At 62.3% G+C, this 16,633-nt stretch carries 19 protein-coding genes; 7 read left to right on the forward strand and 12 right to left on the reverse strand.

What is annotated here, in order from left to right; genetic code table 11:
• Positions 1-6: 6 nt before the first annotated feature.
• Positions 7-1,356 (reverse strand): MFS transporter, encoded by a 1,350-nt coding sequence (locus MQW79_RS03385; RefSeq protein ID WP_476586839.1) that lies wholly within the window; start codon positions 1,354-1,356, stop codon positions 7-9.
• 100 nt (positions 1,357-1,456) lie between these two features.
• Positions 1,457-1,831, reverse strand: coding sequence for a nuclear transport factor 2 family protein (locus MQW79_RS03390; RefSeq protein WP_476586840.1), 375 nt, complete (start codon positions 1,829-1,831; stop codon positions 1,457-1,459).
• A gap of 156 nt (positions 1,832-1,987) precedes the next feature.
• On the opposite strand from MQW79_RS03390, the gene MQW79_RS03395 reads away from it, so the two are divergent.
• A complete protein-coding gene (locus MQW79_RS03395) occupies positions 1,988-2,158 on the forward strand; it encodes a DUF2934 domain-containing protein (RefSeq protein WP_476586842.1) in 171 nt (56 codons plus the stop codon).
• Positions 2,159-2,182: 24 nt separating this feature from the next.
• Here the strand turns inward: MQW79_RS03395 and MQW79_RS03400 are convergent, their stop codons facing one another.
• Entirely contained in the window at positions 2,183-2,473 is a 291-nt protein-coding gene (locus tag MQW79_RS03400) for a hypothetical protein (protein ID WP_476586843.1), read from the reverse strand.
• A gap of 118 nt (positions 2,474-2,591) precedes the next feature.
• On the opposite strand from MQW79_RS03400, the gene MQW79_RS03405 reads away from it, so the two are divergent.
• Positions 2,592-3,185 (forward strand): 5'-methylthioadenosine/S-adenosylhomocysteine nucleosidase, encoded by a 594-nt coding sequence (locus tag MQW79_RS03405; RefSeq protein WP_476586845.1) that lies wholly within the window; start codon positions 2,592-2,594, stop codon positions 3,183-3,185.
• Here MQW79_RS03405 and MQW79_RS03410 read toward each other — a convergent pair whose 3' ends face one another.
• Positions 3,186-3,518 (reverse strand): hypothetical protein, encoded by a 333-nt coding sequence (locus MQW79_RS03410; RefSeq protein ID WP_476586846.1) that lies wholly within the window; start codon positions 3,516-3,518, stop codon positions 3,186-3,188.
• A gap of 129 nt (positions 3,519-3,647) precedes the next feature.
• Between MQW79_RS03410 and MQW79_RS03415 the strand changes: the two genes are divergently transcribed.
• Both MQW79_RS03415 and MQW79_RS03420 read left to right on the forward strand, forming a co-directional pair.
• Positions 3,648-3,968 (forward strand): hypothetical protein, encoded by a 321-nt coding sequence (locus MQW79_RS03415; protein ID WP_476586847.1) that lies wholly within the window; start codon positions 3,648-3,650, stop codon positions 3,966-3,968.
• 92 nt (positions 3,969-4,060) lie between these two features.
• Positions 4,061-4,534, forward strand: a complete 474-nt coding sequence (locus MQW79_RS03420; protein ID WP_476586848.1) for a cell wall hydrolase — start codon at positions 4,061-4,063, stop codon at positions 4,532-4,534.
• A 3-nt stretch (positions 4,535-4,537) separates the two neighbouring features.
• Here the strand turns inward: MQW79_RS03420 and MQW79_RS03425 are convergent, their stop codons facing one another.
• From MQW79_RS03425 to MQW79_RS03440, 4 genes are all read right to left on the reverse strand, one after another.
• The gene (locus MQW79_RS03425; protein WP_476586850.1) at positions 4,538-5,071 is read right to left on the reverse strand and encodes a DUF2076 domain-containing protein; all 534 of its coding nucleotides are present in this window, start codon (positions 5,069-5,071) and stop codon (positions 4,538-4,540) included.
• A 57-nt stretch (positions 5,072-5,128) separates the two neighbouring features.
• Positions 5,129-5,401 carry an EscU/YscU/HrcU family type III secretion system export apparatus switch protein gene (locus MQW79_RS03430; RefSeq protein WP_476586851.1) on the reverse strand — a complete coding sequence of 91 codons (273 nt, stop codon included), beginning with the start codon at positions 5,399-5,401 and terminating at the stop codon, positions 5,129-5,131.
• Complete coding sequence (gene fliK, locus MQW79_RS03435) at positions 5,398-7,329, reverse strand: flagellar hook-length control protein FliK (RefSeq protein WP_476586853.1); 1,932 nt, start codon at positions 7,327-7,329, stop codon at positions 5,398-5,400. The genes MQW79_RS03430 and fliK overlap by 4 nt, the downstream gene beginning before the upstream one ends.
• An 86-nt stretch (positions 7,330-7,415) precedes the next feature.
• Positions 7,416-8,159, reverse strand: coding sequence for a glycosyltransferase family 2 protein (locus tag MQW79_RS03440; RefSeq protein ID WP_476586854.1), 744 nt, complete (start codon positions 8,157-8,159; stop codon positions 7,416-7,418).
• Positions 8,160-8,349: 190 nt separating this feature from the next.
• Between MQW79_RS03440 and MQW79_RS03445 the strand changes: the two genes are divergently transcribed.
• Together MQW79_RS03445 and MQW79_RS03450 are read left to right on the forward strand one after the other, a co-directional pair.
• Entirely contained in the window at positions 8,350-9,123 is a 774-nt protein-coding gene (locus tag MQW79_RS03445; protein WP_476586855.1) for a FecR family protein, read from the forward strand.
• 80 nt (positions 9,124-9,203) lie between these two features.
• A complete protein-coding gene (locus MQW79_RS03450) occupies positions 9,204-10,025 on the forward strand; it encodes an ion channel (RefSeq protein ID WP_476586856.1) in 822 nt (273 codons plus the stop codon).
• On the opposite strand, the gene MQW79_RS03455 is transcribed toward MQW79_RS03450, so the two are convergent.
• Genes MQW79_RS03455 through MQW79_RS03470 form a run of 4 tightly spaced genes read right to left on the reverse strand, consistent with a single transcriptional unit; the run spans position 10,022 to position 15,018 of the window.
• Positions 10,022-12,739: an ATP-binding protein gene (locus tag MQW79_RS03455; protein WP_476586857.1), complete on the reverse strand. Its 2,718-nt coding sequence runs from the start codon at positions 12,737-12,739 to the stop codon at positions 10,022-10,024. The two genes, MQW79_RS03450 and MQW79_RS03455, sit on opposite strands and share 4 nt — an antisense overlap.
• Positions 12,739-12,942 (reverse strand): hypothetical protein, encoded by a 204-nt coding sequence (locus MQW79_RS03460; protein WP_476586858.1) that lies wholly within the window; start codon positions 12,940-12,942, stop codon positions 12,739-12,741. The genes MQW79_RS03455 and MQW79_RS03460 overlap by 1 nt, the downstream gene beginning before the upstream one ends.
• A 13-nt stretch (positions 12,943-12,955) precedes the next feature.
• Complete coding sequence (locus MQW79_RS03465; RefSeq protein ID WP_476586859.1) at positions 12,956-13,339, reverse strand: response regulator transcription factor; 384 nt, start codon at positions 13,337-13,339, stop codon at positions 12,956-12,958.
• A 56-nt stretch (positions 13,340-13,395) separates the two neighbouring features.
• Positions 13,396-15,018, reverse strand: a complete 1,623-nt coding sequence (locus MQW79_RS03470) for a helix-turn-helix domain-containing protein (protein ID WP_476586860.1) — start codon at positions 15,016-15,018, stop codon at positions 13,396-13,398.
• Between the two features lie 189 nt (positions 15,019-15,207).
• Here MQW79_RS03470 and MQW79_RS03475 point away from each other — a divergent pair, with 189 nt between their 5' ends.
• Positions 15,208-16,566 (forward strand): substrate-binding protein, encoded by a 1,359-nt coding sequence (locus MQW79_RS03475; protein ID WP_476586861.1) that lies wholly within the window; start codon positions 15,208-15,210, stop codon positions 16,564-16,566.
• Positions 16,567-16,633 lie beyond the last annotated feature (67 nt).

A 16,633-nucleotide genomic window follows, 5' to 3' on the forward strand; every position in this document is an offset into this window, starting at 1 on the left:
TTTCGCTCAGGCGGGGACGGCCACGGCCTCTCCGCCATCTTCCCCATCATCATCCTTGCCGGCAGCATAGGCTGCCGACAGCTCTCGATAGTAGCGGGAATTGAAGGCGATGATGGTGACCAGCAGGCCAATCAGGCCGGCAATAGTGAAGACCAGCGCCATGCCCCGATCCGGCCCGGTCCCGAACCAGCTTCCAATTGTGTCCGCACCGGCGCCATCCGTCATGAACGGAATGACCACGAATTGCGTCAGCGGCCCGATCATGAAGGCGGTGAGGGGTGATGCCGATTGCTCGATCGACTGCGCAAAGCCAAAGACACGGCCCTGGCGTTCCAGTGGCACCACCTTCTGCAGCGTCGTATGCTCGGCAGCCTCGGCATAGGGCCCGAGGAACATCCACACAAAGCACCCCGCTACCAGCAGCCAGAACGAGGGCTGGATGGTGAAGACGCAGCACACCGACCATGTGATGACGTTGACCATCATCAGCGTGCGCAGGGGATTTTTGCCCAACCCGGTCTTGGAAATGATGATGCCGCTGAGGATGAAGGCCAGCGACAGTACACCAAATGTCAGCCCCCAGATTTCGACCGGCACCATCGAAAGGCCATAGGCATCAAGCAGCGCCATGAACACGCCACCAAGGAAATTGTTGAAGCAGGCAAAGAAGATCAGCGCAAACAGACCCGGCACGGCCCCGATCACCTTGATCGTCCCCGCCAAGTCAACACGCTTGGGTTCGGCCGGCTCGTCCGCGCTGGGCTCGATCCGCCCCTCGTCGACCTTGATGAAGGCCATATGGACCAGTGCCAGCACCGTCGCGACGAGCGCCAGCACCATCACGCCCAGCATACCGGTATAGGCAACGAGGAAACCTGAAATGACTGAGGTCGTCAGGAAACCGATGCCGCTCACCATGCCCACAAGGCCATTGGCCTTGTCACGGCTATCCTCGGGAATGAGGATGGTCACCAAGGTCGGCAACGCAATCGAGCGGATATTGCCCACGATCACGCCCAGCATGACGAGCAGTACGAAACCCCAGAGATAGGGGCCGTAGGGATCGGTGAACGCGCCTTCGGGCTCGAAAAGCACCATCAGCAGTCCAAGCACATAGAACACCGCAGAAACGGCGCTCGAGCCCATCATCACCTTGGTCTTGGAATTGTGGTCCACGATCGACCCGAACCAGATACCGAAGCCGGCCGTGAAGACCAAGTAGATCCCGGCAATCATGCCGGTGGCAAAGACCGATTGCGTTTCCAGGAAGACCCAGAATGTAACGGCAAACCAGACCGTGAAATTGGTGACATTGGCGACCAGGTTGTTCGCCAGGATCAGGTGAAACGGAGACATGTCGAAAGTCCATTCTTTTGGCCGGCGGCGAGACTAGGCGCACCGAACCTGTTGCTCAACGACTATCCGGGACGACGCTGACATTTCCTGTCAGCTGCGATTACCCTATTTTTGCTGCATAACTGTGATGTTCATGCGCTATCAGCCAGCGCCCGCCTTCCTGGCGCAGTCCCACCGTCAGCCGTAGCGGACCACCCTCAATGGTCAGGATCGCCGTGACAAAGGCAACGGTGTCGCCCGCTGTCACCTGCATCTCCCGCACATTGAAAGATTCAGGTCCACCTTTCGAATATTGAAAGAACAGGTCCCAGGTTTTCCGGTAAGCATCGATTCCCCGGCTTTGCAGCGGTTCGGGCACGTCGAACATCACGATGTCCTCGCTATGGTTGGCAAGGATCGCCTCCATGTCGATTTCCCGCACTGCGGCAGCCCAGTTCTCGATAATTTCCCGGATTACCGTTTCATCAGGTGTCATGGCCTCCTCCTTGCGTCGCTAGGCATACGACGCTTCGCGAACGTCCCGTTCGACATGACGCGCGCACCAGAATGCGATCCAGGACGCCCGTCCGGCTTAACACTACCGCAACCATAAGGGCGCAGGCTGGACCGGCCACCTTCCTGGAGCCCCATGATGAACGAAGATATCCAGCGTCGTGCTTATGCTTTGTGGGAGGCCGATGGCCGTCCCGAAGGACAGGATCAGGCCTACTGGTTCAAGGCGGTCAGCGAACTTGCTGCCGAGGCAGCCAAATCCATCAAGTCACCGCGCAAGCGCGCGCCCCGCGCAAAAAAGGCCGCCTGAGGCGGCCCTGCCGGCTGGTCGCACCTACCACATGCGCGGCCAGTAAAGATCGTCAGCATAGTCGGCTGGTATGGGCGACAGCCTTGCCAGCGCTGCGGCGGCAAGGTCGATCTGGCGGCACATCTGCGTCACATGCTCCGGCACCGGCCGGTCGGTCACGAACTGGCGCAGCTGCCACTCATCGAGCTTGAGCAGGCTCTTGCGCCGGCGCGCCTCGTTTTCGACCTCGACAGTGTCGACCACATGGCCCAGACCAGATGAACGAGCCTGCGGCTCGCTCCACTCGCGACTATCCCTGATGACTGCAAAACGCATTTCTTGCGGACCCTGGGCCGCGCGCCTTCTGCCGCGGCAAGTCCTACCCTAGGACCCGGCTGGTTACCGAATTGAAAATACCTGTTGGCCCGGTGATCACGAATGCTAGGGTCACCCCATGTCGATCCTGTATGTCATGGCCGCCGACGCCGAATTCGGCCCCCATCTGCGCGCCCGTATCCAGCCGGTGATGATCGGGGTTGGTCCGGTCGAGGCTGCGATCAATACCACGCGTGCGCTCGCCGCAAGGCAGGATGACTTGCCCAGCCTCGTCGTGTCCCTCGGCTCTGCGGGCTCGTCCCGGCTGGACCAATGTAGCGTCTACCAGGCCGTTTCAGTGTCATATCGCGACATGGATGCCAGCCCGATCGGCTTCCCCAAGGGCATCACGCCCTTCCTCGGCCTGCCGGCGACGCTGCCGCTAGCCCCGCTGGTGCCCGGCCTGAACCCGGCGACATTGTCCACTGGGGCCAATATCGTCTCGGGCACCGCCTACGATGGCATTGCCGAGGATATGGTGGACATGGAGACCTTCGCGGTGCGGCGAGCATGCCAGACTTTCGGCGTGCCGCTACTGGCGCTGCGCGGCATTTCCGACGGCAAGGCCGAACTCACCCAGATGGCCGACTGGACCCAATATCTGCACATTATCGATGAAAGGCTGGCGGCGGCCGTCGACCTGGTCGAGGACCATTACAGCGTCTTGGCCTGACTACTTCTGCTGCTCGCGAGCCCGCTTCTTGTCGCGGCGCGATCGTTGCCAGCGTGTCCACCAGCGGCCGCCACGCAGGATGGCCATGTTGACCGGGCTCTGCAGGAAAATGAGGTCGATCGCCAGCAGCAGCAGCCCCAGTGGCAACATCCAGATGCCGAGCACCGGCAGAAAACTGAAAATACCGCCGAGCACGAGCAGGATGCCGAGTGGGATGCGCACCCAGCGGGCCTCGGGGCGGCGCACACGGGCCAGCCAGCCGGCAGCAAGACCCGGAACGCTCCGTTCCAGTCGATCAAACAGCCTGTTGAGCCGGTCTGCGCTTTTACTCATAGGCGCCCTCCATGCGATCTAGATGGAATGCCGCAAGGGGTAGGTCAAGGGGACGGAACCGCGCGGCCATATATCTCGTTTATGCGCAATGCCTGTCCGTCTGTTCAATGGAACCCCCGGGAGCGTCCTATGTCCCTCGATACAATCCTCGCCCAACTTGGCCTGCAGCAGCGCCGACCCGCTACTCTTGCGGACCAGTTGCACCTTGTGCGCCGCGATATTGCGAGGCTTGGGCGGGATGTCTCCAGCCATCTTGGTCACAATGCGCATGAGTGGGGAACGCAATTGGGTGGGCTGAGCCACGACGCCGCGCGCCAGACGGCGCATCTTGCGGAAATGGCCGGGACACAAGCGGCGCGAAGTGCCCGGATGGTAAAGCGCGACCCGCTGCCTCTGATCGCCGTCGTTGGCACCGGCCTGTTGCTCGCTCGGCTCATGCGCCGCCGCTAACAAACTATTCACCAACCGGCTGAGGCTTTCCTTAAGCCTGAGCGCGCATTTTCGGATCAAGCGGCCTTTCCGCCACAGTCCGGAGTATTTCCATGCGCGCCATTCGATCCACGCTCCTCCGCGTTGCGGCTCTCGCCATCGTCGCCTCGAGCCTCGGCGGATGCAGCTTCATGGGCATCAATTTCGCCATGAACCAGATGAGCGAAAAAGAATGCATGATGCGCGCGATGTACTTCGAGTCCAACCGCTCCAGCGCGGAAGGAATGCTTGCGGTCGGCACTGTGGTGATGAACCGCTACAATGACCCGCGCTATCCAAAGACCGTCTGCGGCGTCGTCGGCCAGAAGAACCAGTTTGCGCAGGGCGTACTCAGCCGCCCGATGACCGATAGCGGCGCGGTCCTCGCTTCCCAGGTTGCCGACCAAGTACTGCGAGGCTCGCGTCATCCGGGCGTGCAGAATGCGCAGCATTTCCACACGGCCGGCCTGCGCTTCCCCTACAACAACATGTTCTACGTGCTCGAAGCCGGTGGCAACGAATTCTACGAGAAGCGCACTGTACGCTGACGCCTAGAAGTCGCCGCCAATATCGAAGTCACCACCCCAGTCGCCCCCACCATCATCCATGGGGTCATCGGCTTGCGGTTCGACCGGCGCCTCTTCAGCCGCAGCCGGAGTCGCAAACATGCCGGCGATTGCCGAACCCAGCATCACGCCGCCGGCCACGCCAAGTGCAGTTTGCGCCGCCCCGGCCAGAAAGCCGCCGCCATCCTGGCGGTCCCATGGACCAGGACGGCGCTGCGGTTCGCGTGGCATAGGTTCGCGCGGCGGTGGCGGATCGTCGCCAAAAATGCTGCCCAGGAAACCCGAGCCACGGCGCTCTGCCTGTTTCTCGAGTTCGGCAATCCGGGCCTGCTGCTGGCGCAGCGCCGCCTCTTGCGCCACGACAGCCTGCGCCATGTAGTAGGCCGCTGCCGGATTTTCAGAAAGCCTTTGCCGGATCAGCGCTTCGGCATCCACGTCGCGCGGTTCGCTGTTTCCCTCGACGCGTCGCAAGCGCTCGAATAGGTCATTGATGGCGCGTTCGTCTTCTGGTCTGAGCATGACAATCTCCCTTGTCCGTAAAGAAGACATGGGAGCCGACACCCCCCAGGACAAGGTTCAGCGGCGTGTTTGCCTCAGCACATAGCCGATCACAACAGCGATCGCGTCATAGAGTTCGAGGGGAATTGTGTCGTCCAGCTCAACCCCGCTCAATGCCTCTGCAAGCAGCGGATTGGCCTCGATCACCACGCCATTCTCCTCCGCCAGGGCGATGATGCGCTCGGCCACCAGCCCCCTGCCCTTGGCGATCACCCGCGGTGCTTCTTTCGAGCCCTTTTCATAGTGTAGCGCTACCGCCAGTGCGCGTTCACGGATTTCGTCGTCACTCATCGCGTTGCATCCACTACATGCCCGACCTGTCCCGGTGGCTGCGCAGGCTGCTCCGACGGCGCGCCTGCCCGCACCACGATGGCCCCCGGCACGAGACCCACCTCGGCCAGTTCCCCACGCAATTCTTCCACCGCTATGGCCATAGACACGGCCGTTGCTTCCTGGTCGGCCCAGAGCAGCACGCTGGTATTTTTCGCCCGCAGCGAGATCTGCGCCCCAACTTCGCCTCGCTCGGCGAGATTGATGGCAAATCGAACCTGCCAGCTACGCTCTTCGGTTCGCTCGGTCTCCTGGTCCGCATCGCGTTGAATCTGCATCTGCAAAATCTGCTGTTGGCCCGCGACGATGACCGGCAGGTCCATGCTCCACTGCGCATCCTGCCGCATCGGATTGGGGTCCGGCAGCGAAGCATTCTGATGCAGTCGAAGCCGCGAAAGGGCAGCATCCGTCCGCTCGAGCAGCAGCTTTCCAACTTCGGCCGGGTCATCAGGCTGATCCATGGGCAGCCCCTCGCCAGCCCTGGCCCGCGGCACCTGCCCTCTTATTGGCGGGGGCACGCTCCCGACCTGCGCCACGGGCGACTGATTACCCAGCCAGGTACCCAATCCCTGCCTGAGGGTGAGTAGCGCGCTTTTGAGGTCTCCATCCCTGGCCTGCCCCCCCGCCAGGGCGGCCTCCTGAAAAATGCCCGATTGCTGAATCGCCGTCCTGATCAACGCGCCGCTCAGTTTGACCCCGTCGAGAGGCACCCGCGCCGCAAGCACCTGCTGGGCGGCCTTGGCGACCGGCTCTGGCAGGGCCACCTTGCCGGCGATGGAGGTCAGGGCGGTCGTCAGCCCGAAAATACTGTCCTGTCGCGGCAGGGCCTGCTGCACCATTTGTGCCAGGGCCGCCTGCGGACTCGAGGGTTGTGTCACCTGCGGCGGTATCTGCGCCGGTGCCCCTGATGCCGCACTGGTGCCCGGCATATTGGGCGAAGGCGCATGTTGCCCCACAGTGCCTGCTGAAACAGCTTGTCCCACCGGCGGCAGCGCTGTTGCCGCCGAACTCGCGAGCCCGGTCAACAGCACAGGAGCAACGGCGGGCGCAGCCACCACATAAGGCACAGCGACGCGCGCGCCTGTGGGAGCAGGCGTTACCGCAGCGGTCACCGGGTCCGCTACCGGTGCGTGCGCACCCAGAGGCGCACTCGTCCCGGCCTGCGCACTAACTGGGCCTGTGGGGGGAGACCCGACAGTTGGCGGCGGAAACGCAGCCGTCAGCGCCGCGTTTCCGCCCTGGAGCGGTAACGCTGTTGCTACCGGAGGCGTCAAGACAGATGCGGAAGCAGACGACGTCGGCACCCCCGGGGAAATGCTCGCCTTGGCAGATGGGCCGATGCTCGGTTGATACAGCGGGGCCGGGCCAACAAAGGGAGCAGCGGGAATGCCCCGTACCCCTGCGCCGGGCTCCCCTGAGACACCAGAGGCAATCGCACCAGTGCCCGGAGATGTCGTCGGCGGAACCTGACCGGTCACGCCCGGCGCGGGACTGACCGGGGATCCGCCCGGCATAGCCCCCGGACTGATAGCCGGGCTCGCGGCCGAACTCGCCAGAGCCGCGGCCGAAAGCTGGACTGAGGTCGCCGGTGCCGTGGTCATATTGGGCATCCCTGCGGACGGCAATCCCGGAGGGCGGACTTCGATCAGTGCCAGCCGCAACTGGCCATCGGCCTGCTGCACTGAAAGGGTGAGCGTGGTTCCCGCCGGGTGCGGCTGCGGCAGCATCAGGCTTAGCACTTGTCGGCCGATCTGGACCTGCGTCGTGCCATTGGCATTCTGGGCGAGCACCCGCGCCTCGACCGTCTGGCCGGATGCCTGCGCCAATGCGCGCAGGCCAGCGCTGGCCTGAGCCAGGGCAATGGGCGGTAGCTGCGCGGTAATGCTCATCGGCCGGCAGACTCCGGCCACGACATGTGGCTGATGCCGACTTTAGCCTAACCTGTCCGTGGCGCCAGCCCGAACCGGGTGCCGCCTCACTCCTTGCGGATGTCGTTGTATTCCTTGGTCATGGGCTTGCCCTTGAAGGTCACCCAGAAGAAGTTGAGTGTGTAGGTCCCTGCCGTCTTGAACACACCCTCGCTCTCGAGCCGGCGTCCCGAGGTCTTCATCTTGAGGGCAAAGGTCCACTTGACCCCGCCCACCTTGGACAGTCGAACGGCGACGTCCGTGTCTTCGCCGAAGAAATCGATGCTGCGGTCATAGCCGCCTACCGCGGCCCACGCATCGCGCTTGAACACGAAATTGCCGCCCTGGACGACAGAACCGACCCGCAGCACAAAGCGGTTGAGCAGGTAGATGAGATAGGTCAAGCCATAGAACATGCCGATCAGGGCACGGTTATACCAGGCCATGTCGTAGTAGATGTAGGGGCCGCTGAGACAGACCAGCTTGTCGTCCCTGGCGAACTCGCTGAACACGGTGTCGAGCCAGCCTTCGGGCACGATCGTATCGCTATCGATATTGGCCACGAGATCGTAGCCCTCACTGGCGGCAAACCCGGCATCGCGGGCATTGACCAGACCCTTTTTGGGCTCATCGACGACCCTTACACCTTCAAAGCCGCGCGCGATTTCGCCAGTGCGGTCCTTTGAAGCATTGTTGACAACAATCACGTCGGCATCAGCGCCGGATCGCTTGATTTCCGCCAGTACCGATTCCAGGCACGTGCCGATCAGCTTTTCTTCATTGTAGGCGGGAATGACGAAGGCGAGCTTCATGAGGTCCTCTTGCCGACGCTGTCGGCCTTGTTTGTGCTGCACATACCGCGCCGCGCTCGCTGCGGCAACCGGGCGACGTCTATTGCCCATGCCATGCGGTCAAACTCCCCCGTCTTTTCGTTGCCGCGCTGCATCTGCTAGAATAGACACGTGCCCTTCCGGTTCAGTTCCGGTTCAGCGGCGATGTTGCATGGTATTCATCATGATGAACCACACCGCCCTCGCCGCCATTGCTTCGCTTATCTTGCTCGCGCCAGCCTTCGCCGCTGGCGAAGGAGTAGCTGTGGGCGTCAAGCCGGATGCATCGTCAAAGAGCGGTGCCATTGAGCAAATCCTCGTCGTCGGCGCAGATGTTTCGGTGGGCGACAGCGTTACCACCGGCCCCCGTGGCACCGCGCAACTGCTCTTTAACGATCAGACTCGCCTCGTCGTGGGTCCCGGAAGCACCCTTGTCATCGAGACTTACTTACTCAATGGCTCAGGCGCGGACCGATTTGCCGTCAATGCACTGGCCGGAACCTTCCGTTTCATTTCCGGCAACAGCCCGAAATCGGCGTATTCGATCAATACGCCCACCGCGTCCATTGCGGTGCGCGGCACCAAGTTCGACCTCACCGTTGGCGGCGGACAGACCTACACAATGCTCTTCGAAGGTGCCCTCACCCAATGCCAGGGCGGCGTCTGCGTCGATCTTGAGAGCCGTTGCGACATCGCAGTCACCGGTGGCGGCCTGGCCGATCTTTTCACCTGGCCCGACGAAGAGCATCCGCCAGCGGCAGCAAGATTTCCGCTTCCCAATATTCAGGCGTCCTTCCTGCCGGAATTCCGCGTCAATGGTGCCCAGGCCTGCATGGCGCCGTCAGTGCGGCAATCGAACGACACATCTGGCAGCACGACCGCCAATGGCACGACCACGCCGCCTACGCAAACGCCGACGCCATCACCCCAGATACGGAACCGGTGACCGCGCTGTCAGTTTTGTCCCTGACCGCCCGGCATCCATTCCATGCCGACGCGAAGGGCCTTCGGGAGGGGTGAACAGGGGTGGCAGACATCGGCAAGCAGCCAGACAATCCCGTCGATGCGCGGCAGCCGGATTGGCTTGTCCAGCTGCGCACGACCTTGCGCATCCTCTACCATGGTCAGACCACGGCGGCCCTGCGTTTCCAGACCATCATCCTGATTGTGGACCTGGCCATCATCGTCTTCTTCATCGCCACGCCGATCCTGCGCGACGATCCGATCTTCCTTTGGATCGACTATTCGATCGCCGCGCTTCTGGCACTGGATCTGGCGGCACGATGCCTCGCCTCCAATCACCCGCTGCTTTGGGTCAGGCAGTTTCCGGTCATCATCGATATCTTCATCCTGATCACCCTCCTGGCGCCGACCTGGCTGGTCAATCTGGGTTTCCTGCGTATCCTGCGCCTGTGGACCCTGAGCCGCAGCAGCCTCGTCTGGCGGCCGCTGAAAAAATACGGCCTCGCCGAGCATCGCGAAACCATCCAGGCCGTCATCAACCTGCTGGTCTTTATCTTCGTCGTATCCGGATTCGTCTTCACGGCCTTCGTCAACCGGGACGCCGGCATAGCCGGTTATGTCGACGCGCTCTACTACACGGTCACCACCATGACCACGACGGGCTATGGCGACATCGTGCTGCCCGGCACCTATGGAAAACTCATTTCCATCGTCGTGATGATCTTCGGCGTCTCGCTCTTCGTGCGCCTCGCCCAGCTGATCTTCCGGCCGGCCAAGGCGCATTTTCCGTGTCCGCAATGCGGCCTGGAGCGGCACGACCACGACGCAGTCCACTGCAAGGCCTGCGGCCACCTGCTCAATATTCCCGACGAAGGAATCGACTAGGCCGGGATGACCTGCTTGACCACAGGCAACCGCACCCGGAAGCATGCCCCTGGGAGCGGGCCCTGAACGAGGTCCAGCGACCCGTTCATCCGCGCCACGATCTGCCGGCTGATTGCGAGCCCAAGACCAGCCCCGCCCTGGTCCCCTCCACCTTCGACGCCGCGCCAGAACTTTTCGAAAATCAGCTTGCGGTCGGTCTTGGATATGCCTGGACCATTGTCGGCTACCTCGACCACGAAATGGCCCGAGCGAACCGCCGACTTGATCTGCACAACGGGGTCTCCCGCGTCGTTGTACTTCACTGCATTGGAGATGAGGTTGATGAACACCTGGCATAGCCGGTCGCCGTCGCCCTCCACCATTGTGGTTTGCGCCCGCTCGCCGAACTCCACCCGCATGCCTTTCTGCCGCAGCAGCGCGTCACACACGGCTACGGCTCGATCAAGCGCCGCCTCCGCATCGACAGGCACATTGCGCCAGCTGCGCTCACCCCTCTCCAGAGCACTCAGGTCGAGGATTTCGTCCAGCAGCTTGGTCAGACGCAGGCTTTCCTGGTGAATGGTTGAAATGAAACGCTGCCGCTGGCTGTCATTGAGTTCGCCCGGCTCCATCAGGATTTCCGAGAAGGACCGGATCGACGTCATCGGGGTGCGCACTTCGTGGCTCACCTGGCTCAGGAATTCATCCTTCTGACTGTCCAGTTCGCGCAATTGCGAATTGGCGTCCTCGAGCTTGCGCGCCGTCAGCCGAAGCTCAGCCGAGGTTCGCTCCAGTTCCTGCGAATATTCGATGGCCTGCTGCGTCTCGTCGGCCATCTGCATCATTTCTTCGAGCGACACGTCACCGCCCGCCACCACCTTGGACAGCATGACATGCGCAGAAGCCGCACCGATGGAACCAGCCAATTCGCGCTCTAGCCGGGCGATGAAGTCCGGGGTTGGCTCTAGCACGGCAGGGTCGACGCCGCGCTCCCGTGCTGCCGTCTCGAACAGGGCAGCCGCCCGTCGTTCGCCCAGCACGCGCTCTGCCACGAAGAACAGGTCATTGGCCGTTGCCGAGCCGCGTACGAAATTGCCCTGTGGCAGCCCACGGCGACTGAACACATCGACAAAGGCTGTCGCCTGGATGCGTTCCAGAGCCGACGGATTGGTCAGCAGCGACCCGATTGTCAGGATGACAATATTGGTGGAAAGGCTCCAGAACGCCGCATGCGTCAGCGGGTCCCAACCCTCAAGCCCGAACATCGCCTCCGGCCGCAGCCAGCTTATGCCCCAAGGTCCAACCCGCAACAGTATCGCTACCGATTCCGACACGGACTCGAACGAGGGGAGGAAGCAACACCATGCCCAGACAACGAACCCGGTAAGGATGGCCGCAGTCACCGCCTTCAGCGACGCGTCGCGCCAGAAAATGGCGGCCAGCAGCGCCGGGAAGAACTGCGCTATGGCCGTGAACGAAATGAGGCCGATGGGCGCCAGCGCATCGGAATCGCGCGTGAAGAAGAAATAGAAGAACCCAAGCGACAGGATCAGGACGATTGAAAACCGCCGCGCCACCAGCAGCAGGCGGCTGACGCCCTGCCCGTCCGCCGACAGCTCCGACGTGCTGAAACGCAGCACCAACGGCATGATGATGTGGTTCGAGACCATGATCGACAGCGCGATGGATTCGAGGATGATCATCGAGGTCGCCGAAGAAAACCCGCCAATGAAGGCAAAGAGCGCCAGCCCGTTCTGCCCGGCGGCCAGCGGCAGGGTCAGCGCGAACATGTCCGGATTTGATCCCGCCGGCATCACTGTCAGCCCATAGACGGCGATGGGCAGGATGAAGATGCTCATCAGCATCATGTAGGCCGGAAAGGCCCAGCCGGCGACGCGGAGATGGTTCTCATCGGAGTTTTCAACGACCGTCACCTGGAACTGTCGCGGCAGGCAGACAATGGCAGCGATGGACAGCACCAGCGTCGTGATCCAGCGACTGTCAAAAGCCACCGACGTATCGACTTCTACCCCCACCTCGGCCGCACGCGTGAAGATCGCATCGAGCCCGCCACCGATATAGACGACGAAAACACCCACCGCGACGAGCGCGGCCAGCTTCACCACGGCCTCGAAGGCGATGGCCGCCACCACGCCATGGTGCTGCTCCTTGGCGTCGACGTGGCGCGTACCGAAGAGAATTGTGAACAGCGCCATGGCCGCCGCCACGCCGAGCGCCAGGCCGACATCGTCAATACCCGTCAGGCTTCCGCGCCCGAATTCCGACGCGCCTGCCACAGCCTGGATGGACGACGTCACGGCCTTGAGCTGCAGGGCTATATAGGGCGCGATGCCCACCACGGCGATGCAGGTGACCAGAACGCCCAACCGGCTCGACTTGCCAAACCGCGACGACAACAGGTCCGCCACGGACGTGATGCGGTGCAGGTGACTGATGCGCACCAGGCGTCGCAACAGAAAATACCAGCCAACGAAGACCAGCGTCGGTCCCAGATAGATGGTGAGAAATTCAAGCCCGCTGCGCGCCGCATTGCCGACGGCGCCGTAGAAGGTCCAGCTCGTACAATAAACCGAGATCGACAACGTGTAGACCGCCGGCGAATGCAACCAGCTCTGCTTGTTCCGGCGTGCCCTGCGGTCCCCGAGATAGGCCAGCAAGAACAGCAGGCCCACATAGGCGATGGACGTGGCGATGACGAAATCGGCCGACAACATCAGCCTTCGCCCTCGTTTTGCGGCTCGATCCGGTCGGGCTCAAGGTGCCGTGTCAACGCCACTGTACCCAGGATCAGCGCCAGCCAGACCCCAAAGAGGTAGACCACGATTTGCGGGACACCCAGGAAGCGTACCTGGTGGTTGAATAGCTGCACCAGCGGCGGCACCAGCAACAGGAAGCCGCCCAGGGTCAGCACCAGCATGCCGCCAACGACCCTACGCCGGTCCGCCATCTTCACCCAGCAGTTGCCGCACTGCTCCAACCACTTCGGCATTGGAATAGGGTTTTGTGACAAACCCGTCCGCGCCCAGCTCCTCAGCTATGCGCCGGTCCTGCTGTTGCCCCTTGGCCGTCAGTATCAACACCGGCAGGTCCTTGGTGTCGCCGTCGGCGCGCAATTGCTTGAGCACGTCAAAGCCGCTGCGCCGCGGCAACATCACATCGAGCACCAGCACGCGCGGACGACTTCGTCGCACCTTTTCCAGCGCGGCCTCGCCATCGGTCGCTGAATCGATGCTCCATCCCGCGCGGCGCAGGATGAAGTCCAGCGACTCCAGAATGCTCGGCTCATCTTCGGCAATCAGAATATCGACAGCCAAAATTCCCCCCAGAAATCCGCGGTCTCCCCTCCGCGAATTCCCACACTAAATCCCAATCAGCCGTTTTCGCCAAGGCCGAATTCATGCGGGATCAGCGGCAGGCGCGTCACCGAGCGCTGCCCGCCCGGTCCCAGCATCTCCTCTTGCCGTGCGGAACAGTCCCGTCTGGGGCACAGCCGACAGCTCGGCCCCACCGGTACATCGGCACTCTGGTCTGACAGGTTCAGCCCCGCACCATAGATCGTCCGGTCAGCATGCAGAACGTCGCAGGCCAGCATCACCGAAATCACCGTAGGCTGGTCGCGGTAGGAATTCGGGCGATGCTGCAGGGTCCGCGCGAGGAACAGATAGCGCGATCCGTCCGAGAAGCGCACCACTTGCCGCAGCAACGTGTCCGGCTGGCGAAATGCCCCATAGATGGCCCAGAGCGGACAGGCATGACCGGCATTGGGCAGCAGCAGGCCCGGCAGCGGAAAGTGCTTGGTCAGGCGCCCCGCCGGGTCCGAACGGAGGAAGCCAAAGGGAATCCCTTCCTCGCCAGGGCGACGCAACGACACCAACCGATGCGCCACCTGCTCGACACTGCCATTGAAGGCCTGCCGCAATTGATCGATGTCGTAAGAAGTCTCTTCGGCTGCGGCCAGGAATTGCGAATACGGAAAGACCATCGCCCCCGCGAGATAGGATCCCATCGCCCGAGCCGCCAGCCGCCGCGCCGTAGGAGACGACAGAACCGCCCCATCCAGTGTTTGACGCAAGATGTCAGGCGCCGACAGCTCTCCCAGCAGCCTTGCCATCTGGAACAAGCGCGTTGCCTGTGTCGTCGTCCCCTGGAACCACATGGTCCGGCTTTCCGGCGAAAACCGGTACTGCCCGGGGAAATCCTCAAGATCAGGGCGCCCTCCGACGCGGATCGTCACGCCGAATTTGTGCTCAAGGGTCTCCGTCAGCGTCGCAAGGTCGAACCGGCCCTGCTGCTCCACCTCGGCGCGCAGGTGCACGGCGGCCTGCTCCAGCTCCGGAAAGTAGTTGCGGTGCTCGATGATGAGGTCATCGATTTCGCGCAGCGCCGACATGCGACCCGCAGTCTGGCTGGTGCTCTCGAACTGGCCGATGAGGCTACGCGCTACATCGCCCAGCACCTTGGCTTCGCGGCCAATGGCGCTGATGAATCTCTGCCGCTCGGCATCGTCAAGATCCGGAACGTCCTCCAGAATTTCCGCACTGGATCGCACCGCCGTGATGCCCGACAGGATCTGGTGCAACATCTGGCCGAGCATGGGGTCAGAGCGCAGCCGGTCGGCATAGGCGTCGGCATTGGCCACCGCCCCCGCATAGGCCCTGTGCAGACGCGCCATGGCCGCAGCGCTGGCCGGATACTGGGCAACCATCTGCCGCCGTTCATCCGGCTGGAATGGCAACGACTCGACCATTGGATCGGCATAGGCCTCCTCCAGGTCCTGCAGGAGCTTTTGCTCGGCCTGCCCCGTCAGGTCATCAATGTCGATATCCAGATGCAGCGCCACGCGTTGCAACAATGCCCCGCCGATGTCGCGTTTGTTGTTCTCGATGAGGTTGAGATAACTGGGCGAAATGCCGATCAGCCGCGCCAAGGCGGCCTGGGAAATCTTCAAGGATTTCCGTCTGTTGCTGATCCTGAACCCGATCGGTGCACGCATGAGCTTCCCCTCCCCTGGATGCGCCTTGTCAACGAATTGACAGATACTTATCTTATCTAGATCAACAATTTACAATTTTTCTGTGAGATTACAACGACCTATTGCTGTCATTTTCAATGCGTCGAATACTTGGCCAGCGGTGAGCACCCGGCAATGTATCGGTCGCCCCGCGCCATAAGGAGGAGATCGATGACACTTTTGACGCGCGGGCTCTCCCGCCGCAGAGTTCTGCAGACCGGCATGGCCGGCATTATTGGTTCGGGCGTTGCGCCCATGATGTTCACCAAAGGTGCCTGGGCTCAGGAGTTCTGCAACAACCCCACTGGAGACACCGTTACCTTCGGCCTCAATCTGCCCCTCACCGGCACCTATGCCGAAGAAGGCGCCGACGAGCAGAAGGCCTACGAACTCGCCATCGCTCACCTCAATGGTGAAGGCGACGGCGGTCTTCTCAATGTCCTGGCTCCGTCCGCCCTCAAGGGTAACGGCATCCTGGGCAAGAAGGTCGTCTACGTTTCGTCCGATAGCCAGACCAAGTCCGACGTGGCTCGCGCCGGCGCCACCCGAATGATCGAGCGCGACGGCGCGATCATGATCACCGGTGGCTCATCCTCGGGCGAAGCCATCGCCGTGCAGGGCCTCTGCCAGGAAATGGGCGTCATCTTCATGGCGGGCCTCACCCATTCCAACGACACGACCGGCAAGGACAAGCGCCGCTACGGCTTCCGCCACTTCTTCAACGCCTACCAGTCGGGTATCGGCCTTGCTCCGGTGCTCGGTCAGTCCTACGGCAATGATCGCCGCGCCTACCACCTGACCGCCGACTACACCTGGGGCTGGACCCAGGAAGAGTCCATCAAGGCCGCAACCGAGGCCCTTGGCTGGGAAACCGTTGCTGCCGTGCGCACCCCGCTCGGTGCCACCGACTATTCTCAGTACCTCACGCCGATCCTCAATTCCGGCGCCGACGTGCTGATCCTCAACCACTACGGCCTCGACATGGTGAACTCGCTCACCCAGGCCGTGCAGTTCGGCATGCGTGACCGTCAGGCCAACGGCAAGGACTTCCAGATCGTCACCCCGCTCATCTCCGAGCTGATGGCCAAGGGTGCCGGCGAAAGCGTCAAGGGTATCTTCGGTACTTCGAACTGGCACTGGAACCTGCAGGACGCTGGCTCGATCGCCTTCACCAAGTCGTTCGGCGCTGCCTATGGCTCCCCGCCGTCCCAGGCAGCCCACACTGCCTATGTCCAGGCTCTGCTCTATGCAGACGCCTGCGAGCGCGCCGGCACCTTCTATCCGCCTGAAGTCATCAAGGCTCTGGAAGGTCACGAGTTCGACGGCATGGGCAACGGCAAGACGCTTTACCGCGCCGAAGACCATCAGTGCATCAAGTCGGTTCTCGTGGTGCAGGGCAACGACGCCCCCACCAGCGAATACGACGTGCTGAACGTGGTGCAGGAAATCGACCGCGAAACCGTAGCCTATGATCCGTCGATCTTCGGCGGCGACCTCGGCCCGGCGGAACCGGTCCCGATGTGCGCCTAGGGGTAGACTTACCCCTCACCCGCCCCTTTGGGGCACCTTCTCCCGCAAGGGGAGAAGGGTAGCACTG

Source organism: Devosia sp. Micro-HW1 (assembly GCF_056341075.1).